This is a genomic window from Ruania alkalisoli, from assembly GCF_014960965.1.
GTDB lineage: Bacteria > Actinomycetota > Actinomycetes > Actinomycetales > Beutenbergiaceae > Ruania > Ruania alkalisoli.
In genome coordinates this window covers 3,930,056-3,954,092 of sequence record NZ_CP063169.1, presented here as the reverse complement: position 1 = coordinate 3,954,092, position 24,037 = coordinate 3,930,056, and the positions used below count along the sequence as shown (strand labels likewise).

The window sequence follows — 24,037 nt, the reverse complement described above, 5'->3', positions numbered from 1 at the left end:
CGGACGAGACCAACCGTCTCACTGGTCGAACGGGCTGTGGGGTCTGGATCCGATTGGCGATTCGGCAATTAGGTTAGGCTTGCCTGATTCCCCCTGCTCGCTTGGAGACTTGATGACCCCGACCCGTCGCCTGCTTGTTGGCGCCGTGACCGTATCCGCCGCCATGACGCTCGCCGCCTGCTCCGGCAGCCCCGCCGAGGCGGGGGGTGAGGAGCCGGAGACCTCGAGCGCGACCGACGAGATGACCACGGCAGAGTCGGACGGCACCGTCGTGCTGTACGCGGGCCGCAACCTGGAACTGGTGGAGCCGATCCTCGAGCAGTTCACCACCGAGACCGGGATCGAGGTCGACATCCGGGACGGCAAGACTGCTCAGCTCGCTGCCCAGATTCTCGAAGAGGGAGAGCGATCTCCGGCTGATGTCTTCCTCGCCCAGGATGCGGGCGCGCTCGGTGCCGTGGCGCAGGCCGGACTGTTCGAGCAACTCCCGGCGGAGACGCTCGATCTGGTCGCCGACGAGTTCCGGTCCGCGGACGGCGAATGGGTGGCAGTGACCGGACGCGCCCGCGTACTTGTCTACAACCACGACCTCGTGGACCAGGCGGACCTGCCGGACTCGGTGCTCGACCTCACCAGTGCGGACTGGAACGGTCGGGTCGGCGTCGCGCCCACGAACGCGTCCTTCCAGTCGTTCGTGACCGCAGTGCGCGTGCAGGACGGTGACGAGGCGGCCGAGGAGTTCCTCACTGGTCTGGCCGGCAACGACCCGCAGATCTACGAGAAGAACGGGCACATCCTGGCTGCCGTGGACGAGGGCGCCGTCCCGGTCGGCCTCATCAACCACTACTACGTCTTCGAGCGGGCCGCCGAGCTGGGCGTCGATCCCTCTGAGATGGCCGCACAGTTGCACTTCTTCCCCGACGGCGACGTAGGCGGCCTCGTGAACGTCTCCGGTGTCGGATTGCTCACCGACCAGCCGGATGGCGACGGGCAGGCGTTGGTTGACTTCCTGCTCTCGGAGGCCGGCCAGCAGTACTTCGCCGAGGAGACCCGCGAGTATCCGATGATCGAGGGCGTTCCAGGTCCGGATGGCCTGCCTGCGCTGACCGACCTGCAGGTGCCCGATGTGAACCTCAACGACCTCGACGACCTCCAGGGGACTGTCGCCATGATCTCCGAGGCCGGGCTGAGCTGAGCACCGCGACCCGAGCCCTGAGTCGCCGCCCGGTGCTGGTGGTGCTCTCCTGCGTGGCCGTGGGTGTCTCGCTGCTCCCCCTGGTCTACCTCGGAGTACGGGGAACGGAGACCGGCTGGGGCTCGATCCTGACGATCGTGCTCACGGAGCGAGTGGCGGCCTTCACCATCCGGAGCCTGGCGCTCGCAGCCGTGGTGGGGGCCGCCTCGCTCGTGATCGGAGTGGCGAGCGCGGTCCTGGTCACCCGCACCGACCTGCCGGGACGGCGCCACTTCGCTGTGCTCGCCGCGCTCCCGCTCGCTGTCCCCAGCTATGTGGCGGCATACTCCTGGCTCGCCCTCGGCTCCCTATGGCCCACCCCGGTGCGCTTGGAGGGATTCGGGACGGCCGCCGTCGTCCTCACGTTGTGCACCTATCCCTACGTGTACCTACCGGTGGCGGCGGCGCTGACCGGGGTCGACCGGAGCCAGGAGGAAGTGGCCCGTTCGCTCGGACGAACGCCGGTGGCGACCCTGTTCTCGCTCACGCTACGACAGGTGCGCCCGGCGATTCTTGGCGGTGGCTTGCTCGCTGTGCTCTACGTGCTCTCCGACTTCGGGGCGGTCGCGATCCTGCGGGTGGACACCTTCACCCGGGCCATCTTCACAGCCTTCAACGTCGGATTCGACCGGGGCACCGCCGTCGGCCTGTCCTCGATCCTGGTCCTGGTCACCGTGGTGATCCTGGTCGCTGAAGGGCGCACCCGGGCGGCATCCGAGCGGGTAGCCCGGGTGGGGTCGGGGGTGCGTCGCCCGCACGTCGCCGTGCCACTGGGTGCAGCGCGCCCGTTCGCGACGGCGGCGTTCGCTGGAGTCCTGATCCTGGCCCTGGGGCTGCCACTGCTGGCGATGATCCGGTGGTTCGGTGAAGGCATCTCACGCCCGGGTTCGATCGCTGCCGTGCTGACCGCGATGGGCGGATCGTTGGCGGTAGCCGCGACCGGGACCATGCTCACCATGGCCCTGGCTATCCCGCTCGGACTACTCGTGGCGCGGGTGCCGGGGCGCTTCTCGGCGCTACTGAACCGCACCGTCTACATTGCGCACGCCCTGCCCGGTGTGGTGGTGGGCCTGTCCCTCGTGTTCTTCGGCGTCACGTTCGCCTACCCGCTCTACCAAACCACCTGGATGCTTGCCCTGGCCTATGCCGTGCTGTTCCTCCCGCTCGGTGTGGGGGCGGTGGCGGGTGCGGCCGCCCACGCGCCGCCGGTGCTGGAGGATGTCGCGCGCAGCCTGGGCCACGGGCCGTGGCGCACCTTCCGCCGCGTGACGGCGCCGCTGACGCTGCCGGGCGTGGGCATGGGTGCAGCGCTGGTGCTGCTCACCATCATGAAGGAGCTGCCGGCCACGCTCATGCTCCGGCCCACCGGGTTGGAGACGATGGCCACGCGATTGTGGTCGCATACCGAGGTCGGCAGCTACGCGGCTGCCGCGCCGTACGCTGTGTTGCTGGTCCTGCTTGCGGCCGTGCCCACGTGGGCGCTCGTCGCTGGCAGCGGGGTGATCGGTGTGCGCGACGGTGCGTCGCCGCGGGGACAAGGCCGGTCGAAAGGAGCCCAGGCATGGTCGCCGTGACGGTGCAGGATCTGCGCAAGCGGTTCGGTGCCACCCGTGCGCTCGATGGCGTGGACCTGCGGGTCGAGACAGGGGAGCTGCTCGCCGTGCTCGGACCGTCCGGGTGTGGGAAGACCACCCTGCTGCGGTGCCTTGCGGGGTTTGAGCGGCCCGACAGCGGCTCGATCACGCTGGCTGACCAGATCGTGACCGATCATCGCCGACATGTCCCCGCGCACCGTCGGCGGGTCAGCGTGGTCCCACAGGAGGGCGCACTGTTCCCGCACCTGAGCGTCGGGGAGAACGTGGGCTTCGGTCTGACTCCCGGGCGCGGCCGGTCGGACTCCGCCGCGGCGGTCCGGGTGGAGGAGGTACTGGAGCTGGTCGGGCTGAACGGGAGCGCCAACCGGATGCCGCACGAGCTCTCCGGCGGGCAGCAGCAACGGGTGGCGGTGGCCCGAGCACTCGCACCCCGGCCGCCGCTGATCCTCCTGGACGAACCGTTCAGTGCCCTCGATGCCGGCCTTCGATCGGGGCTGCGTCGGGACATCCGGGATGCGCTGCACGCGGACGGCGCTACGGCCGTGCTCGTCACGCACGACCAGGGTGAGGCGCTCTCCATGGCCGATCAGATCGCCGTCATGCGCGACGGTTCGATCCTGCAGACCGGGAGCCCCGCCGAGGTGTACGGCCGGCCGGGGACGCCCTGGGTGGCGCAGTTCGTGGGTGAGGCGATGGTGTTCGGGATCCAGGCTGAGGGAAGTCTCGGCCGGTGCGTGCTCGGAGAGGTGCAGCTGGCCGAGCCAACCCCCGACGGCGCCGCGATGGTCGCAGTCATCCGTCCCGAGCAGGTGATGCTCGGGACGGAGCCGGAGTCCGGTGGTGTGCCGGCCCGGGTTCGCCGGATCGACTATCGGGGCCATGACGCCATGGTGAGCCTGGACGTCGCCGGCACGACCGTGCTCTCCCTGGCGGTGAGCGGACGCGATGCCGCCGTGCAGGTCGGGGACCTCGTGCGCGCCCGGGTCGTGGGTCCGATCCGGACCTATCCGGCGCAGACGAGCGACTGACCAGGATTCGCAAGCATTCAGTCGCTCAGTGGGTAGTCCACAAATGCCAGCCGCGTGCCGTCCGGGGCCCAGCTGGGCACGTTCATGGTCCCTTGCCCGCCGAACAGCGTGACCAGGTCGCGCACACCCTCGCCTCGCGGTCCGCACACCCGGATGATCACGTCGTGGTCGGCCGGGTGTCCCACGGTCCCGGGCGGGAAGGACACATAGGCGAGCCGGGTGCCGTCGGGGGAGGGGTGCGGAAACCAGTTCACCCGCTCGTCGTCGGTGAGTTGCTCGGCTCCGGAGCCGTCGGGCCGCATCCGCGCCAACTGGGCGTGCCCGGCCTCCCGGGGCGTGCCATCGAGGGGTCGCTCGGTGTTGACGTAGATCCAGGCGCCGTCCGGGGAGAACTCGGCTCCGTCGTCGGGGAACTCATCATCTGTGAGCTGGACGCTCGGGCCGCCGGTAGCGGGGATCGTGAACAGGTTCGGCGCCCGCCACGTGCCTGCAGGATCGGTGACCACGCCAACGTAGGCGAGGGTGACGCCGTCGGGGCTGACGCCGTGCAGGAAATGCAGCAGCCCGTCGTCGCTGGTGATTCGCACGGCCTCGCCGCCGGCGAGCGGGGCACGGTAGATGTGCCCGTCCTCGGCGGAGACGAACACGTGGATCCCGTCCGGAGCGAGCACATGGTCGTTGTTCGCCGCCGGCAGGCCTCGGATATCGATCGGCGCCGGATCACCCGACCCGTCGGCGGGCAGTCGAAAGAGCAGGCCGTCGCCATTGACGATCAGGTCCTCAGCGCTCCAGTTCGGGGCCTCATAGAGCACGTCGGCCGACTCGTGCACCAGCCGGGTGGCTCCGGTGGTGACGTCGAGGACGTGGATCCGGCAGCGCTGGCCGGGTGCGAGGGTGCGGGGCATCGGTGCCTTCGTTCGGGATTGATGGTGCGGTTCCGCCGCGCGACCGGCAGGTGGATGGGACGATGAGAGCCCAGGAGAAAGGACTCTACGATGACCGTACTCAATCCGTACCTCAACTTCCGCGGTCAGGCCCGGGAGGCGATGGAGTTCTACGCCTCGGTGCTCGGTGGCACTCCGACGTTCAGCACCTTCGGCGAGTTCGGGATGAACCAGGACCCGGCCGAGGCCGACCAGGTGATGCACTCGATGCTGCAGACCCCGGGCGGAATGACCCTGATGGCGGCCGACGTACCCGCCCAGATGGAGTACCAGCCGGGGACCAACGTCCACATCTCCCTCAGTGGCGATGACGTGGACGAGCTGCGCGGCTACTTCGATGGGCTCGCTGCCGGCGGCACCGTGGTGGAGCCGTTCGTGGCGGCACCTTGGGGTGACACCTTCGGGATGCTGATCGACCCGTTCGGGATCCGGTGGCTCGTCAACGCCGCGGGACAGCCAGCCTGAGACGCCGACTCCCACACCCCTCGCACGACAAAGGCCGCCCCGACGAGTCGAGGCGGCCTTTGCTAAGCGAGCGGGTGACGGGAATCGAACCCGCGCTATCAGCTTGGGAAGCTGATGTTCTACCATTGAACTACACCCGCACGAGCGGCCTTGTGGGCCACTGCGGGAACCAGCATACCTAATCTCCGCCGTTACCCGGCACAGTCGGGGGCCGCACCGCTCAGCCGTCTCGGCTACCGTGGCCTGCGTGCTGCTCTCCGACCGCGACATCCGGGCCGAACTGACCTCCGGCCGTGTGGGCCTGGACCCGTTCGACGCCGACATGATCCAGCCCTCCAGTGTGGACGTGCGCCTCGACCGCTACTTCCGGCTCTTCGACAACCACAAGTACCCGGTGATCGACCCGGCCGCCGACCAGCCTGACCTCACCCGGCTGGTGGAGGTCGACCCGGACGAGCCGTTCGTACTGCACCCGGGCGAGTTCGTGCTCGGCTCCACCTACGAGCTCATCACCCTCCCCGACGACATCGCGGCCCGCCTGGAGGGCAAGTCCAGCCTCGGCCGACTCGGCCTGCTCACCCACTCCACCGCCGGCTTCATCGACCCGGGCTTCTCCGGTCACGTCACGCTGGAGCTGTCGAATGTGGCCACCCTGCCGATCACGCTGTGGCCGGGGATGAAGATCGGCCAGCTCTGCTACTTCCGCCTCACCAGCCCGGCCGAGCATCCGTACGGGTCCGGAGCCCAGGGCTCGCGCTACCAGGGTCAACGTGGCCCGACGGCGTCCCGCTCCCACCAGAACTTCCACCGCACCCGGGTCGAGGGTTAGGTCGCCATGGCCAGCACTGGTGCTGCCGGCCACCCCGAGAGTGCGGCGCCACTCGACCTCGCCGCCGCCCTCGCCCGGCACCTGCTTGCCCTTCCCGACGACGTCACGGTCGAGGAGGTGGAGGCGCTCGCCCTGTCCCGCTACCCCCGGGCGCACTGGGTCGCCGACGACGTCCTGCAGCTGGAGGAGGAGACCTACCTCTCCGGCCCGTTCCTGGTCACCGCCGCCGATCGGGCGGAGCTGGGCCTGCCCGTCTGGGCTGAGCATGCGTACCTGCTGACGTGCCCGCCCGAACGCGGCGGACCAGTCCCGGAGGAGCTGCAGGCGGTCGGTGGCCTGCTGGCGGCGTTCGGGCAGGGGAGCGTCGAGGGGATGGAGAGGGCCGCCGTCGAGGTGTTGTGCGCGATGGGCCGTCGCCTCGCCGGCGTGGTGCGCACCTCAACCGGCCACGTGTTGGAACCTGGCCCGATGGCGGGTGTGGACCTGGTGGTGCACGCACCGGTGTGGTTGCACCCCGATGCGCTGGTGCACGTGCTCCGGCCCGCCCTCCCTGGTGTCCGCCTGCTCGCCGAGCCCGACCCGCCGCGAACGCTGAGTTCCTCGGCGAATCACCCCTCGAACGCCGAACAACTCAGCGTTCGGCCGGGGGTGCGGGAGCTGGACGAGGGGGAGCGCGCCTGGTTGCACGCTGAGGCCGACGCCTATGACGCCCATGCCCTGAACGAGCCGCAGGTCACCGAAGCCTACGGCGCCGTCTCGCCCTACCCCGACGGCGGCACGATCGGCGTCTCGGTGGAGGCCGAGGTGCTGGTGCCACTCGTGCTCGCCGGCCTCGAGTGGGCGGCGACCGGCACCATCGCTTACTCCCTGCGCTGGTACCCGGCCGACCCGGTGGCGCTAGAGCAGCATCGGGCCGGGCGGGTCGTCCTGGACCAGCGAGAGGATGCGCGCACCCGGATCGAGGCTGCGGCCCGGGCAATTCAGGCCGCCACCGATGGTGAGGTCACCGACGACGATCAGTTCCTCGTCCAGCTGTAGGCGAGGACGCATCCGCCGAGGGTGACCACCTCCGCGCACCCTCCGGATTCACTCATCTCGATCCGGCCGACCGGATCGAGGTCAGTGCCGCGGTCGCTGCCGATCGTTGATAACGCCCGATTGATAAGGTTGGCTCAACCGCGGTGTCCACTCCGGCGTTCGGGCCGGTGCTGCCGCGCACCCACAACCTCACATCCGAGCACCACCTGCCCTTGACCACGCCGACTGACCGGGAGCCGACGTGCTGCAGCTGATCGCCGTGCACCTGCTCGCGGCTCTGGCTGCCCCGGCGCTGGTCTCGCGTTTCGGCCGGCGGATGTTCCTTCCGCTGGCGCTCGTGCCCGGCTCCGCCGCCATCTGGGCGTTGACCCGTCTGGGCGATGTCCTCGCCGGCGAGGTGCCCGTCCAGAGTGTGGCGTGGGTGGGCTCGCTGGATATGCACCTGACGTTCCGGCTCGACGTGCTCGCCTGGTTGATGGTGCTGCTGGTCGGCGGGATCGGCGCGCTCGTGCTGATCTACTGCGCCTGGTACTTCGCCACGGGTGCGAAGTTCCTGGGCCGGTTCTCCGGCATCTTCATCGGCTTCGCCGGCGCCATGCTGGGCCTGGTCACCACGGACAACACCCTGGCCCTGTACACCTTCTGGGAACTGACCACGGTCTTCTCCTACCTGCTGATCGGGCACTACTTCACCCGTAAGGGCTCCCGCCGCGCCGGCATGCAGGCGATCATCGTGACGACGTTCGGCGGCCTGGCCATGTTCGCCGGCTTCCTCATCCTCGGCGCCATGCCCGGCGGCTCGTTCTCGCTGTCCGAGCTGGTCAGCGAACCGCCCGCAGGCACCGCGGCCACGGTGGCGATCGTCTGCGTCCTGGTGGGTGCGCTCAGCAAGTCAGCGCTCGTGCCGTTCCATTTCTGGCTCCCTGGCGCGATGGCCGCACCCACTCCGGTGAGCGCCTACCTGCACGCTGCCGCGATGGTGAAGGCGGGCGTCTATCTCGTGGCCCGCCTCGCACCAGGTTTCGCGGAGATGGACACCTGGCGTTGGATCATCCTGATCACCGGGTCGGCCACGATGCTCATCGGCGGGTACCGCTCGCTCAAGCAGCACGACCTCAAGTTGCTGCTCGCGTTCGGCACCGTCAGCCAGCTCGGCTTCCTGATCCTGCTGGTGGGACAGGCGAATCAGGCCGTCGCGCTCGCGGGCCTGGCGCTCATCGGCGCCCACGCGATGTTCAAGGCCGCGCTGTTCCTGACCGTCGGCGTGATCGACGCCTCCGCCGGCACGCGCGACCTGCGTCAGCTCTCCGGCCTCGGGCGGAACCTGCGCGGGGCCGCCATCCCCGGCTTCCTCGCCACCTTCTCCATGGTGGGCCTGCCACCGTTCGCCGGGTACGTCGGCAAGGAGGCCGTGCTGGAGGCCCTCACCCACGACGGCGGAGCGTACGAGGGTGCGCTCCTCGCCGTCGTGGTGGTCGGGTCTGTGCTGACCTTCGCCTACGGGATGCGTTTCCTGTGGGGTGCCTTCGCCCGCAAGTCTGGTGTGGCCGACACCCAGCTGGACCGGGAACCTCCGGGGCTGTTCGTGCCTGGGTTCGTCCTCGCCGTCCTGGGCCTCGGCGCCGGGCTGCTCCCAGGGCTGGGGGAGGGGTTGTTCGAACGGTACGCGGCCACCTACCCGGCCGGGGAGCCGGGGCACTTGACCCTCTGGGGCGGCATCGGACCGGCGCTGGCGCTGACCGTGGTGATCGTCGCCGTCGGGCTCGGGCTTTTCGCATTGCGTGGGCTGGTGGAACGCGCGCAGGATGCGGTAATTCTCGGCCCGGATGCGGACCGTGGGTATCGCACCCTGATGCGGCGCCTGGACCGGGCGGCCGTGGCCGTCACCTCCGCCACGCAGCGTGGATCCCTGCCCGGCTATCTCGGGATCATCCTGGTGGTGACCGTGGTGTCGGCGGCGATCGCGCTGGGGAGCTCGGGGGTGCAGATCGGCCAGGTGCGGCTCTTCGACAGCCCCGCCCAGCTGCTGGTCGCGGGGATCATCGTGATCGGCGCGATCCTGACGGCGCAGGCCCGGCGGCGGCTCAAGGCCGTGGTGCTGCTCGGCGTGACCGGGTACGGCGTGGTGGTGCTGTTCGCCCTGCACGGTGCCCCCGACCTCGCTCTCACGCAGGCACTGGTGGAGACCATCGCACTGGTGGTGTTCATCCTCGTGCTGCGGCGGCTTCCGGCGTACTTCTCCAACCGGCCGCTCAAATCCAGCCGGTGGTGGCGGGCGGCACTGGGTGCACTCGTGGGTGTGCTGGCGATGGCGCTCGCCCTGATCGTTCCGGCGGCACGGGTGGCCGACCCGGTCTCGGTGCTCTTCCCGACGGAGGCGTACGAGTACGGATACGGCAAGAACATCGTGAATGTCACGCTCGTCGACATCCGCGCCTGGGACACGATGGGTGAGATTGCCGTACTCCTGGTGGCGGCAACCGGTGTGGCCTCGCTGGTGTTCGCCCGCACTCGTACCCGGACCGGACGGGTGGAGCGGATGAGAGACCGGCGCAGTGGCGATGCGCAGGTGTGGCCGAGCGAGTTGGAAGACCCGGCCACCAGACTGCGCCCGGCCCAGGGCACCGCAACCGCCCCTCGCCGGGCGCGGTCTTGGCTGACCGGTCCCGGCGCCCTCGCCCCGAACCGGCGGTCGGTGATCTTCGAGGTGGCGACACGGCTGCTGTTCCACACCATGCTCGTGTTCGCGCTGTTCCTGCTGTTCTCCGGCCACAATGCACCTGGCGGTGGCTTCGTCGCGGGCTTGATCGTCGGAATCGCGCTCACCGTCCGTTACCTCGCCGGCGGGCGGTACGAGCTCGGGGAGGCGGCGCCCATCCTGCCGGGTGCGCTGCTGGGCACCGGGCTGTTCCTCTCTGCCGGTGCGGGTGCGGTCCCGTTGTTCTTCGGGGGTGTGGTGCTGCAGTCGGTGAAGATCGACGTCGACCTCGGAATCCTCGGCGAGATGCACCTGGTCACCTCACTGTTCTTCGACATCGGCGTGTTCCTCGTGGTGGTGGGACTGATGCTGGACGTGTTGCGCACGCTCGGCGCCGAGATCGACCGGCAGGGTGAGGCCACGGGCACAGCCTCACCGGACATCGCCCACGACTCCCCGCGCAGCAGTGCCGACGACAGCCGCCCGCTCGTGGGCGCTGGAGGTGAGCACTGATGGGCGTGGAGATGAGCCCGAGCCTGGCGCTGGTGCTCGCCGTCGGGGTCCTGGTGGGCTCGGGTGTGTACCTGCTGCTCGAACGCAGTCTCTCCCGGGTGATCATCGGGATCACGCTGATCAGCAACGGGGTCAACCTGCTCTTCCTCATCGCAGGCGGAGCGGCAGGAGGGCCGCCGCTGGTCGGGACCACTGAGCCGGACCAGATGGCCGACCCCCTGCCGCAGGCGATGGTGCTGACAGCGATCGTCATCAATCTGGGGATCACCGCCTTCGTGCTGGCGATGGCCTATCGCTCCTGGCAGCTGCACGGTCACGACGAAGTCCAGGACGACCTCGAAGACCGCAGGATCGCCCGCCGCGCCGCCCGGCACGAGGAAGACTCCCGAGCCGACGACGTCGGCACCGACCTCGCCACCGAGGCCGCTGAAGCCCGCGACGAGACCGAGGAGGAGCACTCGCTGGAGACCGCTCATCATGGACCTCGGCTGGGGGCCGACGACCACGAGGCCGAGCAGCGCGACCGGGGTGAGAGCACATGACCTGGCTCGTCGCGCTCCCCGTGGTGATCCCCCTTGTCGCTGCCGGGTTGGCTCTCGCCCTCGCGAAGCACTCCCGCGTCCAGGGTGTGATCTCCGTGGTGGCGCTCACCGCCGTGCTGATCGTGGCGGTCGCGTTGATCTTCGTCACCCACACCGTGGGGCCGCAGGTGGTGAACGTCGGTGGCTGGGCAGCGCCGGTCGGGATCGCGGTGGTCACCGACAGGCTCTCGGCGTTGATGCTCGTGGTCTCGGCCGTCGTGCTGCTCGGAGTGCTGCTGTACTCCCTGGCACAGGGCCTCGCCGATGGCCCCAAGGGTGCGCCCGTGGCGATCTACCACCCCACCTATCTGGTGCTCGCAGCCGGGGTGGCGATGGCGTTCACCTCCGGCGACCTGTTCAACCTCTACGTCGGGTTCGAGATCCTGCTCGCCGCCAGCTTCGTGCTGCTCACCCTCGGTGGCACCGGTGAACGCATCCGGGCCGGCGCCATCTACGTCGTCGTCTCGCTGCTCTCCTCACTGCTGTTCCTGATCTCGATCGCACTGCTGTACGGGGCCACCGGAACTCTCAACCTGGCCCAGCTGGCCGACCGCATCGACGCCCTGGATCCCGGTCTGCAGACCGTCCTGCAGATCATGCTGCTCATGGGCTTCGCCATCAAGGCTGCGATCTTCCCGCTCTCGGCCTGGCTGCCGGACTCCTACCCGACCGCACCGGCCCCGGTCACCGCCGTATTCGCCGGATTGCTGACCAAGGTCGGCGTCTACGCCATCATCCGCACCCAGACACTGCTGTTCACCGACGGCACCCTCGACACCGTGCTCATGCTGGCGGCGCTGCTGACCATGCTCGTCGGGATCGCGGGGGCCGTCGCGCAGGAGGACATCAAACGTCTGCTCTCCTTCACACTGGTCAGCCATATCGGCTTCATGATCTTCGGGATCTCGCTGGCCAGCGATGTCGGGCTCTCCGCAGCAATCTTCTACGTGGCCCACCACATCACCGTGCAGACCGCGCTGTTCCTCGTGTCCGGCCTGATCGAGCGGCGGGGTGGGACGACCTCGCTGGTGCGCCTGGGGAGCCTGGCGAAGGTGGCCCCCGCGCTGGGCGTGGTGTTCTTCGTCTCCGCCATGAACCTGGCGGGGATCCCGCCGATGAGCGGATTCCTCGGAAAGGCGGGTCTGCTCCAGGCGGGCCTCGCGGACGGGACGCCATTGGCTCTGGTGGGGGTCGCCGTCGGGCTGGCCACCTCCTTGCTGACGCTCTACGCGGTGGTGAAGGCGTGGAACAAGGCGTTCTGGCAAGAGGCGCCGGAGCCGCTGCCTGAGGCGAGCGTGCCGCGGGGAATGTTCGGGCCGACGGCCGTCCTGGCTGCGGTCGGTGTGGTGATCGCGCTGGTGGCGGGGCCGCTGTACTCCTACACCGACGCGGCCGCGCGGGACTTGCGCCTGCAGGATCCCTACATCTCCTCGGTCCTCGTGGACGACGGGCGTGGCGAGGGTCAATCCGCGGATGCTCAGGGAGGTGACTCATGAGCGGGCGTGGTCGCTGGGACTGGCTGCAACGGGTGCCGATGGCCGTGTGGATGACGGCCGTGTGGGTGCTGCTCTGGGGGCACCTGACGGTTGCCAACGTCCTCACCGGGGTGCTGGTGAGCGTCCTGCTGCTGTGGGTCTTCCCGATGCCGCGCGTCGGATTCGAGGGCAGGGTGTCGCTGATCGGGGTGCTGCTGCTGACCGGTCGGCTGCTGGTGGATGTGGTGCGTGCTTCGGTGTCGGTGGCGATCAGGGCGCTGCGGTGGCGGCAGACCCCGCACGGGGCCGTGATCCGGGTGCCGCTGCGTTCGGAATCGGATCTGTTCCTCACTCTGACTGCCGAGCTGACCACCCTGGTACCGGGGTCCTTCGTGGTGGAGGCGCACCGGTTCACCGGGACCTTGTACCTGCACGTGCTCGATGTGACCCGTCCGGGGGCGCTGGAGCGAGCGCGCCACGACGTCTTCGAGCAGGAGCGCCGGGTGATGTACGCCTTCGCCACCGACGCCGACATCGAGGCAGCTGGTTTCGAGCCCCGGCCGTGGCGGCTGCGCTCGCGTGGGAGTGGCCGGGGAACCCGTTCGACGCGGGAGCGGCACTCGTTCGAACGCGGGAAGGTGCTTCCGGGAGACGGCGAGGACGAGTCGTGAGTCCGGTGGTGATGGTGGTGTGTGCCGCGTTGCTGACTGCGGCTGCGGTGGTGACCCTGTACCGGGTGGAGAAGGGGCCGAGCATGCTCGATCGGGTGGTCGCCCTCGACGTGCTGGTCTCCACGCTGATCGGCTGCCTGGCGCTGGTCTCGCTGTGGTTCGGGCGGGAGGACCTGGTACTGGTGCTGATGGTGCTCGCGTTGGTCGGCTTCGTCGGGGCCGTGACACTTGCGCGGTTCGCGGCGTCGGAACCGGAAGAGGAACGCCGGATCCTGACCGAAGCCGAGGCTGCAGCAGCTGAGGCGGCCGAGCTCGAGGACGAGGAGTCGATGGGGGAGGACAGCCGGTGAACCCGATGATGATCGCCGCGTCGGTATGCCTGATCGCGGGCTGCCTGCTCACCCTCGTCGCCGCCATCGGCGTGGCGCGTTTCCCGGACATGCTGGCGCGGATGCATGCCGCCACCAAGCCGCAGGTGCTCGGTCTGATGCTGTTGATGGCCGGGCTGGCGTTCGGGCTCGGATCGAGTCAGCTCACCTGGAAGCTGGTGCTGGTGGTGGTCTTCCAGCTGCTGACGGCGCCGGTGGCCGCGCACATGGTGGGCCGTGCCGGGTATCGCACCGGGAAGGTGCGCTCGGACCTGCTGGTGCGAGATGAGCTCACCGAGGATTTGGAGCGGGCGCGCTCGCGAGAGGAGTCGTGAACGGGGCGTGCGCTGCGCCTACTTCTTCGGCGGCAGGTCTCCGCTATCGAGCCACTTCTTGGCGCCGCGAGTGGCGAAGGTTCGCGCGAACGTGACCACCGCACCGCTGACGGCAGCGAACACGACGAGCTCGCCGAGGCTGATCTCACCGTCATCGGCGTCACCAGTGGGCGGCTCGTGGCCGGTTGCGGCCTTCCACCCCATGGTGAGCAGCTTGTTCGCGGCGATACCGGCCGCGATGGCGGCCAGCGTGGTGACCAGCTTCGAGATGTTCATGCTCGGCTCCTGAGATCGGGTGCTGCCGGTCCAGCCTAGCCGCTCTCCGCCGTCCGGAGAGGGCGATGGCGGCGGCAGGGATGTGGCGCCCGGAGGTGTACTGTGAGCCCCACACGACAGGGGAGCGCCTCGGGCGCTGAGAGTGCGGACAGCCGCAGACCCTCGAACCTGCTCCGGTTAGCACCGGCGAAGGAAGTCGAGTTTCTCTCTTTACCCCTCCTTTGAACTGAGGAGGACATGATGACCACCATTCACAACGCCGAAGGCCAGCTTCTGCGGCATTCGGGCCCACCAGTGCCGCAGAACTCAGCGTTCGGCCGGAAGCGGGTTGGGCTCGCTGGGGGAGCCGGGTTCGTGGCGCTCGCCCTCGCCGGGTGCTCGGTGATCGGGACCGGTTCCGAGAACGACTCGGATTCCGGCACCTCTGACGGCGCAGGGTCGGGTGTGGTGCAGGTGGTCACCCATGACTCCTTCCACGTCTCGGAGGATCTGATCGCCGACTTCGAGGCCGAGTCCGGGTACACGGTGGAGCTGTCCGCTCCCGGTGACGGTGGCGCCCTGGTGAACCAGCTCATCCTCACCACCGACTCCCCGCTCGGGGATGTGGCCTACGGTGTGGACAACTCCTTCGCGAGCCGCGCCATCGACGCCAGGGTGTTCGAGCCGTACACCTCGCCGGCGCTCCCGGCGAGTGCCGAGCAGTACCTGGCCGGCGATTCCGACGCCCTCACCCCGATCGACATCGGGGACGTGTGCCTCAATGTCGACCACGGGTGGTTCGCCGAGGCGGGCATCCCCGAGCCGGAGTCCTTCGAGGATCTGCTCGATCCGCAGTATGAGGACCTGCTGGTCGTGACTAACCCGGCGACGTCGTCCCCCGGCCTGGCCTTCCTGCTCGCCACGGTCGGTGCGTTCGGTGAGGAGGGGTGGCTCGAGTACTGGGAGGGGCTGGCCGGCAACGGGCTGAAGGTGGTGGACGGATGGTCGGACGCCTACTCGGTCGACTTCTCCGGTTCCACCGGCGAGGGTGACCGGCCGATCGTGCTCTCTTACTCCACCTCTCCGGCCTTCGAGGTGGGCGAGGGAGAGAGCGAGGCGCCCACCGGTGCGTTGCTGGACACCTGCTTCCGGCAGATCGAGTACGCCGGGGTCATCTCCGGTGCGGCCAATCCCGAGGGCGCGCAGGCGTTCATCGACTTCCTGCTCTCCGACGAGGTGCAGGCCGACATCCCGGAGCAGATGTACGTCTACCCGGTCAGCGACCAGGTTGAGCTGCCGGAGTCCTGGACGCAGTTCGCCCCGCTCGCCGATGACCCGCACGAGGTGGCCCCGGCGGAGATCGACGCCCACCGTGACGAGTGGATCGAGGCATGGACGGCGACAGTCATCGGGTGACCCGGGCGCGATCCGGTCGGCCGGAAGCCGATGCCCCGGCCGTCCCGACGGGCCGCACCGCCCCTCCGCTCACCGGGGGTGAAGTTGACGTCGGTTATGGCGCCATAACCGACGTCAACTTCACCCCCGGTGGGGACGGCACGGGCGGCAGTGGCCACGCCGGAGGGCATGGTCGAGGCCGTGGCACCGGGCGACCGGGTCTCGGTCTTACCCGCACCCTGATATGGATCCTTGCTGCAGCGGTTCCGCTGACCTTCCTGGGGGTCTTCTTCGCCTACCCGGTCGCCTCCCTGATCGGCCGCGGCTTCGTTACGGACGGGATTCTCGATCTGGGTGGCTTCGGGGAGGTCTTCGCCCGGCCGCGGACCTGGCGGATCGTCCGCCTCACCCTCACCCAGGCCATACTCGGCACGACCGGAGCGGTCCTGCTCGGCATCCCCGGCGCCTACGTGCTTTACCGCTGCACTTTCCCCGGACAGCGCCTTGTCCGTGCGGTCGTGACCATCCCCTTCGTGCTGCCGACCGTGGTGGTGGGCGTGGCGTTCCGCACGCTGCTCGCCGACTCCGGCCCGCTCGGCTTCCTCGGCCTGGACGGCACGTTCACCGCGATCATCCTGGCGCTGGTGTTCTTCAACTACGCCGTGGTGGTCCGCACGGTCGGCGGGATGTGGGAACGGCTGGACCCCCGCACCGAGCAGGCCGCCCGTGCCCTGGGCGCGTCCCCGGCCCGGGCGTTCCTCACCGTCACCCTCCCGGCGCTCACTCCCGCGATCGCCTCGGCGGCCTCGGTCGTGTTCCTGTTCTGCGCCACCGCGTTCGGGGTGGTGCTCGTGCTCGGTGGCATCCAGTTCGGCACGATCGAGACCGAGATCTGGATCCAGACCACCCAGTTCCTCGACCTGCGCGCCGCCGCCGTGCTCTCGATGATGCAGCTGGTGGTGGTGGCCGGGTCGCTGGCTCTGTTCGCCCGCACCCGCGCCCGCCGCGAGCGCGCCCTCCGGCTGCAGCCGGCCCACCCGGCTTCACGGGCCCGAAATTCGGGGCAACCCGGCTTCAAGGGTCGAAAGTTCGGCCCCTGGAGGGCCGGAGCCGACCTCCTCCCGGCTGCGGTGACCGCCGCCGTGGTCGGCGTCCTGGTGCTGCTGCCCCTGGGGACTCTGCTGATCAGGTCGCTGCGCACGCCGTCGGGCTGGGGCCTGGGCAATTATGTGGCGCTGGGCACCACCGGTGGTGACAACGCACTCACGGTGACCGTATGGGAGGCGGCCGCGAACTCGCTGCGCATCGCCGTCGATGCCACGGTGCTGGCCGTGGTGATGGGTGTGCTGGTGGCCCTCGTGCTCTCGCGCCGCCCCCGGCACCCGGCCGCCCGCCAGGCGATCGGGTGGATGGATTCCCTCGTCATGCTCCCGCTCGGGGTATCGGCGGTGACCGTGGGCTTCGGCTTCCTCATCACCCTCGACGCCCCGCCACTGGACCTGCGCTCCTCCCCGGTGCTCATCCCGATCGCGCAGGCGATCGTGGCGATGCCGTTGGTGGTGAGGACCGTGCTGCCGGTGCTGCGTGCGATCGACCCCCGCCTCCGGGAGGCCGCCACCGTGCTGGGCGCCTCCCCGGCCCGCGTGCTCGCCGCCGTCGAGCTACCGTTCCTGATCCGATCGATGGGGCTGGCCATCGGGTTCGCCTTCGCGGTCTCGCTCGGGGAGTTCGGCGCGACGGCGTTCCTCTCCCGTCCAGATCGGCCCACCCTGCCCGTGGTCATCTTCCGCCTCATCGGGCAACCCGGTGCGGAGAACTACGGGATGGCGCTCGCGGCCTCGGTGGTGCTGGCCCTGCTGACGGCAGGAGTGATGGGGTTGGCGGAACGACTACGAGGGGAGCGGGCCGGTGAGTTCTGAGTCACGAGGTCTGAACGTGCGCGGGGCACGGGTGGCCTACGGACCCACGACGGCGGTCGCCGGGGTGGACCTGCACGTGGCCACCGGTGAGGTGGTCGCCGTGCTCGGCCCGTCCGGGTGCGGGAAGTCCTCGCTGCTGCGGGCCGTCGCGGGTCTGGAGCCGCTGACCGGCGGGGACGTGCTGTGGGACGGCGCCGATGTGAGCGGCGAACCGGTGCACCGGCGCGGGTTCGGGCTGATGTTCCAGGACGGGCAGCTGTTTCCGCACCGGGACGTCGCGGGCAACGTGGAGTTCGGGCTGCGGATGGCGCGTGTGGCCCGGGCAGAGCGGACCAGGCGCGTGCACGAGCTGCTCGCGCTGGTGGGTCTGGACGGCTTCGGCGACCGTGCGGTGGCTTCGCTCTCGGGAGGTGAGCAGCAGCGGGTGGCGCTGGCCCGGGCGCTGGCGCCCCGGCCGCGGCTACTGCTGCTGGACGAACCGCTCTCGGCACTCGACCGCGAGCTGCGCGAGACTTTGTCGGTGGAGCTGCGCCGCATCCTCACCGAGACCTCCACCACGGCGATGTACGTCACCCACGACCACGACGAGGCCTTCGCCGTGGCCGACCGGGTGGCCGTGATGCGGCAGGGCAGGCTCGTGCAGATCGGCACTCCGGCCGAGCTGTGGGCGGGCCCGGTCGATGCCACGGTCGCGCAGTTTCTTGGTTTCGTGGTGGTCGAGCACGACGGGCGCACTCTCGGTCTCGGGCCGGGTGCGCTGGTGGTGGATCCGAACTCAGGTGCTGCCGACGGTGACGGGCCGGCCGGTCGCGTGGTCGCCACCGGGTTCGCCCGGGGCCGGCCCACGGTCCGGGTGCAGGTGCCCGGGTGGGGTGAGGTGACCGCGGTGGCGGGCGCGGCCGCACCGGAACCTGGTGCGCAGGTGAGGTTGCGGATCGAGCCGGGCTACGCCGTCGTGCTCTAACTGGCGCTTCGTCAGCCGAACCGGTCCGGGGAGAACGGTGTCAGGTCCACCGGCGGCTCGTCGTCCACGGCGAGGGCAGCGGCCACGTCACCGACAGCGGTCGCGTGTTTGAACCCGTGCCCGGAGCACGCGGCCGCGAGCACCACCCCGGGGTAGGCGCGCGGGATGCCGATGCTGAACGCCTCGTCCGGGGTGTGGGTGTACATGCAGCCCTCGGCGCGCACGTCGGCGGAGTCCAACGTGGGGAGGCGCCGGGACACCCACGCCGCCACCTCGGCCCACTCCGCCGGGTCCACCTCGAGCGGGTTCCGGCCAGGATCCGCGACGGCGGGTGCCGGCAGGTCGTGCAGGCCAACCTTCACGCCGTACCCCTCCAGGGCGGGGGCGCCCCAGGCGAGGTACCCGTCTGCCTCATGCAGGAACACCCCGAAACTGCCCGGCCCGAACTGCTCGGCGTCGGGTGCGCCGAACCAGGTCAGCAGCGTGCGCCGCACCTGCATCGGGATGCTCAGTCCGGGCAGCAGCCCCGCCGTCCAGGCGCCGGTGGCCATGATGACGCGGCCGAATCGCCACGTGCGTTCCCCCTCAGGCCCGGTGCTGCGCACCTCGACCCCGCGGTCGCCAGGTTGCACGGCCAGGATCCGTTCGCCGGTGCGCACCCGGGCTCCCAGCCCGACGGCGGCCCTCACCGCTGCGCGGATGCCCGCCTCGGAGCGCAGCACCCCAGTACCAGGATCGCGGATTCCCACTGTGGCGTCCTCGATGGTGTGCTGGGGGTAGGCGGACCGGATCTGTGCTGTGGTGAGGCGTTCGTGCGGCAGATCGTGCGCCTCGATGGTCTCCAGGATGGGCGGCAGGAGGCGGCCGTCGGCGGGGCCGAGGAAGATCCCGCCGCAGAGGCTGAGGAGCTCGGTGCCGTCGGTCTGCTCGAGTTCTCGCCACAGCCGGAGGGCGTGCTGGGCGAGAGCGACGTACTGCGGGCCCTCCACCAGTGCGGTGCGGAACAGCCGGCTGTGCCCGTGTGAGGAGCCGTGCGGATGGCCGGGGGTGTGCTGCTCGAAGCCGATCACGTCGGCGCCGCGGGTGGCGCAGCGCCACAGGGTGGAGCTGCCTGCGGCACCGAGGCCGAGAACGGCGAGGTCTGCGTCCAGTGTTGTCATCGCAGGTCAGTCTGCCGGACTCACCGTGGTGAGTGGCCACGCGAGTGAGGGGAGAGCCGGATCGCGCCGGGTTGTGCCGGGTGGCGCGTCATCTCAGAGATGTCGACGCGACATATTAGTCCGTGCAGCACCCGTCGGCGCAGCCGGTGGTCTGGTCGGCATGAGTCAGCGCGCTCGTGGGGGCGTGGCAGCAGGCGTCACCGCGCCAGGCCTCCGCACCCTCCTTGACCGCCACACCGGCGATCACCAGGGCTGCCAGGGGGTCGGCCCAGGTCCAGCTGAGCAGGGAGTTGAGGAGCAGGCCCGCCAGCAGCACCGCCGAGAGGTAGGTGCACAGCAATGTCTGCTTGGAGTCGGCCACCGCCGAAGCAGAGCCGAGCTCACGGCCGGTGCGACGTTCGAACCAGGACAACAGCGGCATGATCGCCAGGCTCACCGCGGCAAGCACGATCCCGACCGTCGAGTGCTCCGGCTCCGCCGCGCCGAGCAGGCTGCGCACTGCATCGATCGTGACGAACAGGGCGAGGCCGAAGAACGAGAAGGCGATCACCCGGAGCGCGATGCGCTCGCGGGCCTCGGGGTCCGGGGCGCGGAACTGCCACGCCACCGCCGCCGCGGAGAGTACCTCGACCGTGGAATCGAGCCCGAATCCGACCAGCGCTGCAGAGGAGGCGATCCGGCCGGCGGTGATCGCGACGATCGCCTCGATCACGTTGTAGGCGATGGTCGCGGTCACGATCCAGCGGATGCGGCGCTCCAGCACGCAGCGACGGGCCGAGTCGAGCGCGCGGGGGGTGAGGGGAAGGGAGGTCATGAGCAGGTGCACTCCGGTCCGCAGCAGTTCGGGTCGACGGCGAGGGTGAGGGTCAGGAGCTGGTCCAGCGCCGGCGCGAGGGAGTCGTCGGCCAGGCGGTACCAGGTGCGGCGGCCCTCTCGTACCGACTCCACGAGCCCGCATCCGCGGAGGCAGGAGAGCTGGTTGGACATCACCTGCCGGGAGACGCCCAGTGCCCCGGCCAGGTCGGACGGGCAGGCTGGGGCTTCCCGGAGAGCAAGCAGGATGCGGGTGCGGGTGTGGTCGGACAGTGCGTACCCGAGCCGAGCGACAGCAGCGGTGTGGGTGAGTGTGGCGGTCGGCAGCTCCAGGGAGGCCGTCGTCGCGCCACCGGTGCTGGAGCGAGCAGCGGAGAGAGGCATGCTCCCATAGTACAGAGATCCGTGTATCGTCGCGACGCGCTGTCGTAGCAGGGGGGAGTGTCACCCACGTATTGCCCGGGGGTGGGTGAAATCAAACGTCGATGTGGTCGTCGATGCCGCGTTCCCAACCGCCAGATCGACGATTGATTTCGGGGAGGGAGGGGTCGTCAAGGGCTCGGCCCCGTGAGATAGTTTAAACATCAACTACCAGGAGTGATCGACATGACCGACCGTCTCGCCCAGGACACCGCCATGGGCACCGTGGACCTGCTCGTGCGCGACCTCGACGCCATGATCGCCTACTACGCCACCGGGATCGGGCTCGATGTGCTCGAGCACGCCGGGCCGACGGCCGTGCTCGGCCGCGGGAGGACGCCGATCGTGAGGATGCGGGCAGAGCGCGACCTGCCGAGCTTCTCCCGCCGCGACGCCGGCCTGTTCCACACCGCCATCCTGTTCGACAGTGCCGCCGCGCTCGCCCGCTCCCTGGCCAGCGTGGCGGGCTTCGCCCCCGCCAGCTTCACCGGCTCCGCCGATCACCTGGTCTCCGAGGCCTTCTACTTCGACGACCCGGAAGGTAACGGCGTCGAGCTCTACCTGGACCGCCCTCGCGAGCAGTGGACCCGCACATCCGGCGGCGGGGTGCAGATGGACTCCCTTCCGCTCGACCCGAACGCCTTCATGCGTGAGCACCTGGCAACCCCTGCCCAGGGTGAGGCCGCCGCTCCGGGGCCGGACGCCGTCATCGGACACGTGCACCTGCAGGTGGGAGACATCCCGACCGCCAAGGCCTTCTACGTGGACACGCTCGGCTTCGAGGTGATGGCCACATTCGGGCGGCAGGCCATGTTCATCGCGGCCGGTGGATACCACCACCACATCGGCATGAACACCTGGAACTCCGCCGGAGCGGGTCCGCGCGCGGCCTCCCTCGGCCTGGGGCAGGTCAGCATCGAGGTACCGACCACCGACGACGTCACCGCGCTCACCGACCGCCTCGCCCACGCCGGCATCCAGGGGCGCCACGACGGGCAGACCCTACGCTTCGACGACCCGTGGAACACGGTGATCGAGGTCAGCGCCGCTGCACCGCAGGCGTAGCGCCCCGCTCGCCGTAGAACCGGCCCTCGCGCATCTTCACCGCAGCCACCAGCACGAAACTGAGCGAGACCAGCAACGCCCACGAGCCCCACTTCCCGGTGTGCACCATCTCCCAGATCTGCGCCTGGCTCGGGTACTGCCACGCGCCGAGGAACGTACCGGCGTTCTCGGCCACCCACAGGAAGAACCCGATCAGCACGAAGCTCACGCTCAGCGGCATCCGGTAGCGCGCCTGGCCGACGGTGAACGCGACGCGCGAGCGCCACAGCACCACCACGAACCCCACCGCGATCAACCACCGCACGTCCGGCAGCCAATGGTGGGTGTAGAAGTTCGCATACGCCGCCACGGCCAGCATCGCGGTCGGAACCACCGGGAAATGGTCCACCCGCAGGTCGAACCGCCGGAACGCCTGGCAGATGTAGGAACCGACCGCGGCATACATGAAGCCTGAGTACAGCGGCACCCCGCCCACCCGGAGCAGGCCCTCATCCGGGTAGGACCACGACCCTACGTGCACCTTGAAGATCTCCAGCGCCAGCCCGATCAGGTGGAAGCCGAAGATCACTGCCACCTCCCGCCCGGTCTCCAGCCGCAACACCCAGAACAGTGCTGTCACAGCGAGGGCGTAGACAAGGAGCGCGTCGTAGCGGGCGATCGGCAGATCCACCACAGCGCTGGCCGCCAGGCCGGCGAAGATCGCCAGCGGGAACAGACAGCACTGCACCTCCAGCCAGGTGAAGCGTGTCAGCTGCACGACGGCGGAGGTGACCTTTCGTAGGAGGGTGCGCTGCGCCGTCGTGGTGGCAGGAAGGGCGGCTTCGCCGCTGGGGCTGGGGTGCTGGCGGGTCACGTGGGTGAGCCTGCCAGCGCGCGAGAGGGAACCTGGCGCATTGCTCGCGATCCGCCCGGAGCCTTCACCAGATCGTCGCAGCCTGCGCCGATCCTTCACCGGCCTGCCGTCGGGCACGAGACAATGACCCGATGAGACCTCTCGGCCCTGGCCGCCTGCACCGACTCCTCGCCGACGCCGAAGCGGTCACCTGGGCACTGCTGCTGATCGGCATGGCGCTGAAGTACCTCACCTCCACCACCGACCTCGGGGTGACGATCGCCGGGCCGATCCACGGGTTCGTGTTCCTGCTGTACTGCGTGAGCACGGTGGTGGTCGGGATCGACCAGCGGTGGCGTGCCGGCACGATCGTGCTGGGTCTGGCCAGTGCCATCCCGCCGTTCGCGACGATCCCGTTCGAACGGTGGGTGCGGCGGCGTGGCTTGGCGGGGCCGCAATGGCGGCTGCGAGGAGCTGGAGGTGAGCGGACGCTGGTCGAACGGGTGCTCGCAGCGGTGCTGCGCCGTCCGGTGCGGTTCGCTCTTGTGGCGCTGGCCGTGACCGCGCTCGTGTTCCGGGTGATGCTGTGGGTGGGGCCGCCCGGAGGGGCCTGAGACCGTCCCACCTCTCTGTGCCTCTCTGTGCCTCACGGTGCCTGGTTCCGAGGGCAGGAGTGCCCATCGGCCGGGGCCTGTGGGGTTGCTAGGGTCGCGAAGTAGTCGAAGAAGGGTGTGACGCGTGGACTCGGGCTTCTCGCTCGTACCGATCTTGATGTGGGTGCTCATACCCGCGTTCGTCATCGGCGTGATCGTGTTCAGTCACCATCAGGCGAAGAAGCGCCGGGAACACTTGGCTCGGTGGGCGGCGGCACGCGGGTGGAAGTACACGCCCTCGGCACCGCACCTGGTCTCGCGCTGGCGGAGCGCGCCGTTCGGGCGGGGAAGCTCACGGCGGGCCACCAACGTGCTCAGCGGCGACTTTCACGGCCGGCACGTGGTGTCGATGACGTACAAGTACACGACCGGGTCGGGGAAGAACCGCAGTACCCACACCTTCCACGTGATTGCGATGCACCTGCCCGCCCCACTGCCATGGTTGCAGCTGAGCCCGGAGGGCATGGGCGACTCGATCGCCAAGTTCTTCGGCGGTCAGGACATCGAGTTCGAGTCCGAGGCGTTCAACGACGCATGGCGCGTCAAAGCGCCTCCAGGGCAGTACGCCTATGACGTGATCCACCCGCGGATGATGGAGCGGTTGATGCAGCCGGACGCTCTGCGCCGCACCATCTCGATCGAGGGGCAGGACATCCTGATGTACGTCAGCGGGCGGCAGCAGGAGCAGTACATCGACGCCTACGCCAACCTGCTGTACGGCATCGTCGATCAGATTCCGCGGCACGTCTGGTTGCGGGCAGGGTACGACCCGGGGATGGGGTAGCGC

The 24,037-nt window shown here is 69.5% G+C and carries 24 protein-coding genes, 1 tRNA gene and 1 riboswitch; of the genes, 18 read left to right on the top strand and 7 right to left on the bottom strand.

The genetic code is table 11. The annotated features are described in order from the left end of the window. Positions 1–112 precede the first annotated feature (112 nt). The 3 genes from IM660_RS17630 to IM660_RS17620 are packed head-to-tail and all read left to right on the top strand — an operon-like array spanning position 113 to position 3,857. Positions 113–1,195, top strand: coding sequence for an iron ABC transporter substrate-binding protein (locus tag IM660_RS17630; protein WP_193497070.1), 1,083 nt, complete (start codon positions 113–115; stop codon positions 1,193–1,195). 41 nt (positions 1,196–1,236) lie between these two features. After that, positions 1,237–2,808 carry an ABC transporter permease gene (locus tag IM660_RS17625; RefSeq protein ID WP_246465020.1) on the top strand — a complete coding sequence of 524 codons (1,572 nt, stop codon included), beginning with the start codon at positions 1,237–1,239 and terminating at the stop codon, positions 2,806–2,808. Further along, a complete protein-coding gene (locus tag IM660_RS17620) occupies positions 2,796–3,857 on the top strand; it encodes an ABC transporter ATP-binding protein (RefSeq protein ID WP_193497068.1) in 1,062 nt (353 codons plus the stop codon). Before IM660_RS17625 ends, IM660_RS17620 begins: the two co-directional genes overlap by 13 nt. Positions 3,858–3,874: 17 nt before the next feature. Here the strand turns inward: IM660_RS17620 and IM660_RS17615 are convergent, their stop codons facing one another. Beyond that, positions 3,875–4,762 carry a TolB family protein gene (locus IM660_RS17615; protein ID WP_193497067.1) on the bottom strand — a complete coding sequence of 296 codons (888 nt, stop codon included), beginning with the start codon at positions 4,760–4,762 and terminating at the stop codon, positions 3,875–3,877. Between the two features lie 90 nt (positions 4,763–4,852). On the opposite strand from IM660_RS17615, the gene IM660_RS17610 reads away from it, so the two are divergent. Next, entirely contained in the window at positions 4,853–5,266 is a 414-nt protein-coding gene (locus IM660_RS17610) for a VOC family protein (RefSeq protein ID WP_159618100.1), read from the top strand. Between the two features lie 69 nt (positions 5,267–5,335). Here IM660_RS17610 and IM660_RS17605 read toward each other — a convergent pair. Further along, positions 5,336–5,406, bottom strand: a tRNA-Gly gene (locus IM660_RS17605). A gap of 107 nt (positions 5,407–5,513) precedes the next feature. On the opposite strand from IM660_RS17605, the gene dcd reads away from it, so the two are divergent. The 8 genes from dcd to mnhG all read left to right on the top strand — a co-directional run bounded on the left by dcd (position 5,514) and on the right by mnhG (position 13,774). Then, a complete protein-coding gene (gene dcd / locus IM660_RS17600; RefSeq protein WP_159618094.1) occupies positions 5,514–6,095 on the top strand; it encodes a dCTP deaminase in 582 nt (193 codons plus the stop codon). Between the two features lie 6 nt (positions 6,096–6,101). Continuing rightward, the gene (locus tag IM660_RS17595; RefSeq protein WP_193497066.1) at positions 6,102–7,133 is read left to right on the top strand and encodes a hypothetical protein; all 1,032 of its coding nucleotides are present in this window, start codon (positions 6,102–6,104) and stop codon (positions 7,131–7,133) included. Between the two features lie 241 nt (positions 7,134–7,374). After that, on the top strand, positions 7,375–10,344 hold the full coding sequence (locus IM660_RS17590) for a Na+/H+ antiporter subunit A (protein ID WP_193497065.1): 2,970 nt from the start codon (positions 7,375–7,377) through the stop codon (positions 10,342–10,344). Further along, complete coding sequence (locus tag IM660_RS17585) at positions 10,344–10,886, top strand: Na(+)/H(+) antiporter subunit C (protein WP_343072039.1); 543 nt, start codon at positions 10,344–10,346, stop codon at positions 10,884–10,886. Before IM660_RS17590 ends, IM660_RS17585 begins: the two co-directional genes overlap by 1 nt. Beyond that, positions 10,883–12,421 carry a Na+/H+ antiporter subunit D gene (locus IM660_RS17580; protein WP_193497064.1) on the top strand — a complete coding sequence of 513 codons (1,539 nt, stop codon included), beginning with the start codon at positions 10,883–10,885 and terminating at the stop codon, positions 12,419–12,421. The genes IM660_RS17585 and IM660_RS17580 overlap by 4 nt, the downstream gene beginning before the upstream one ends. Beyond that, complete coding sequence (locus tag IM660_RS17575) at positions 12,418–13,071, top strand: Na+/H+ antiporter subunit E (protein WP_193497063.1); 654 nt, start codon at positions 12,418–12,420, stop codon at positions 13,069–13,071. The genes IM660_RS17580 and IM660_RS17575 overlap by 4 nt, the downstream gene beginning before the upstream one ends. Then, a complete protein-coding gene (locus tag IM660_RS17570; RefSeq protein WP_210769014.1) occupies positions 13,068–13,421 on the top strand; it encodes an MrpF/PhaF family protein in 354 nt (117 codons plus the stop codon). Before IM660_RS17575 ends, IM660_RS17570 begins: the two co-directional genes overlap by 4 nt. Before the next feature lie 5 nt (positions 13,422–13,426). Next, complete coding sequence (gene mnhG / locus IM660_RS17565; RefSeq protein WP_193499501.1) at positions 13,427–13,774, top strand: monovalent cation/H(+) antiporter subunit G; 348 nt, start codon at positions 13,427–13,429, stop codon at positions 13,772–13,774. A gap of 18 nt (positions 13,775–13,792) precedes the next feature. Here mnhG and IM660_RS17560 read toward each other — a convergent pair whose 3' ends face one another. Then, positions 13,793–14,050, bottom strand: a complete 258-nt coding sequence (locus IM660_RS17560) for a DUF4235 domain-containing protein (protein ID WP_193497062.1) — start codon at positions 14,048–14,050, stop codon at positions 13,793–13,795. Positions 14,051–14,158: 108 nt separating this feature from the next. Then, positions 14,159–14,262, top strand: a riboswitch (TPP riboswitch). Positions 14,263–14,290: 28 nt separating this feature from the next. Between IM660_RS17560 and IM660_RS17555 the strand changes: the two genes are divergently transcribed. From IM660_RS17555 to IM660_RS17545, 3 genes are all read left to right on the top strand, one after another. Then, a complete protein-coding gene (locus IM660_RS17555) occupies positions 14,291–15,445 on the top strand; it encodes a thiamine ABC transporter substrate-binding protein (RefSeq protein WP_193497061.1) in 1,155 nt (384 codons plus the stop codon). A gap of 218 nt (positions 15,446–15,663) precedes the next feature. Further along, on the top strand, positions 15,664–17,343 hold the full coding sequence (locus IM660_RS17550) for an ABC transporter permease (RefSeq protein WP_246465352.1): 1,680 nt from the start codon (positions 15,664–15,666) through the stop codon (positions 17,341–17,343). After that, a complete protein-coding gene (locus IM660_RS17545) occupies positions 17,333–18,307 on the top strand; it encodes an ABC transporter ATP-binding protein (RefSeq protein ID WP_193497059.1) in 975 nt (324 codons plus the stop codon). Before IM660_RS17550 ends, IM660_RS17545 begins: the two co-directional genes overlap by 11 nt. An 11-nt stretch (positions 18,308–18,318) precedes the next feature. Here IM660_RS17545 and solA read toward each other — a convergent pair whose 3' ends face one another. From solA to IM660_RS17530, 3 genes are all read right to left on the bottom strand, one after another. Next, entirely contained in the window at positions 18,319–19,467 is a 1,149-nt protein-coding gene (gene solA, locus IM660_RS17540; RefSeq protein ID WP_193497058.1) for an N-methyl-L-tryptophan oxidase, read from the bottom strand. Positions 19,468–19,582: 115 nt separating this feature from the next. Then, positions 19,583–20,281 carry a cation efflux transmembrane domain-containing protein gene (locus tag IM660_RS17535; protein ID WP_193497057.1) on the bottom strand — a complete coding sequence of 233 codons (699 nt, stop codon included), beginning with the start codon at positions 20,279–20,281 and terminating at the stop codon, positions 19,583–19,585. Continuing rightward, positions 20,278–20,664: an ArsR/SmtB family transcription factor gene (locus IM660_RS17530; RefSeq protein WP_193497056.1), complete on the bottom strand. Its 387-nt coding sequence runs from the start codon at positions 20,662–20,664 to the stop codon at positions 20,278–20,280. Before IM660_RS17530 ends, IM660_RS17535 begins: the two co-directional genes overlap by 4 nt. A 222-nt stretch (positions 20,665–20,886) precedes the next feature. On the opposite strand from IM660_RS17530, the gene IM660_RS17525 reads away from it, so the two are divergent. Continuing rightward, positions 20,887–21,765 (top strand): VOC family protein, encoded by an 879-nt coding sequence (locus IM660_RS17525; RefSeq protein WP_193497055.1) that lies wholly within the window; start codon positions 20,887–20,889, stop codon positions 21,763–21,765. Here IM660_RS17525 and IM660_RS17520 read toward each other — a convergent pair. Continuing rightward, entirely contained in the window at positions 21,740–22,618 is an 879-nt protein-coding gene (locus IM660_RS17520; protein WP_246465019.1) for a DUF817 domain-containing protein, read from the bottom strand. The genes IM660_RS17525 and IM660_RS17520 overlap by 26 nt on opposite strands. A gap of 131 nt (positions 22,619–22,749) precedes the next feature. On the opposite strand from IM660_RS17520, the gene IM660_RS17515 reads away from it, so the two are divergent. Both IM660_RS17515 and IM660_RS17510 read left to right on the top strand, forming a co-directional pair. After that, positions 22,750–23,211: a DUF3817 domain-containing protein gene (locus tag IM660_RS17515; protein ID WP_193497054.1), complete on the top strand. Its 462-nt coding sequence runs from the start codon at positions 22,750–22,752 to the stop codon at positions 23,209–23,211. Positions 23,212–23,335: 124 nt separating this feature from the next. Further along, positions 23,336–24,034 carry a hypothetical protein gene (locus IM660_RS17510; RefSeq protein WP_193497053.1) on the top strand — a complete coding sequence of 233 codons (699 nt, stop codon included), beginning with the start codon at positions 23,336–23,338 and terminating at the stop codon, positions 24,032–24,034. The last annotated feature ends 3 nt before the right edge of the window (positions 24,035–24,037 follow it).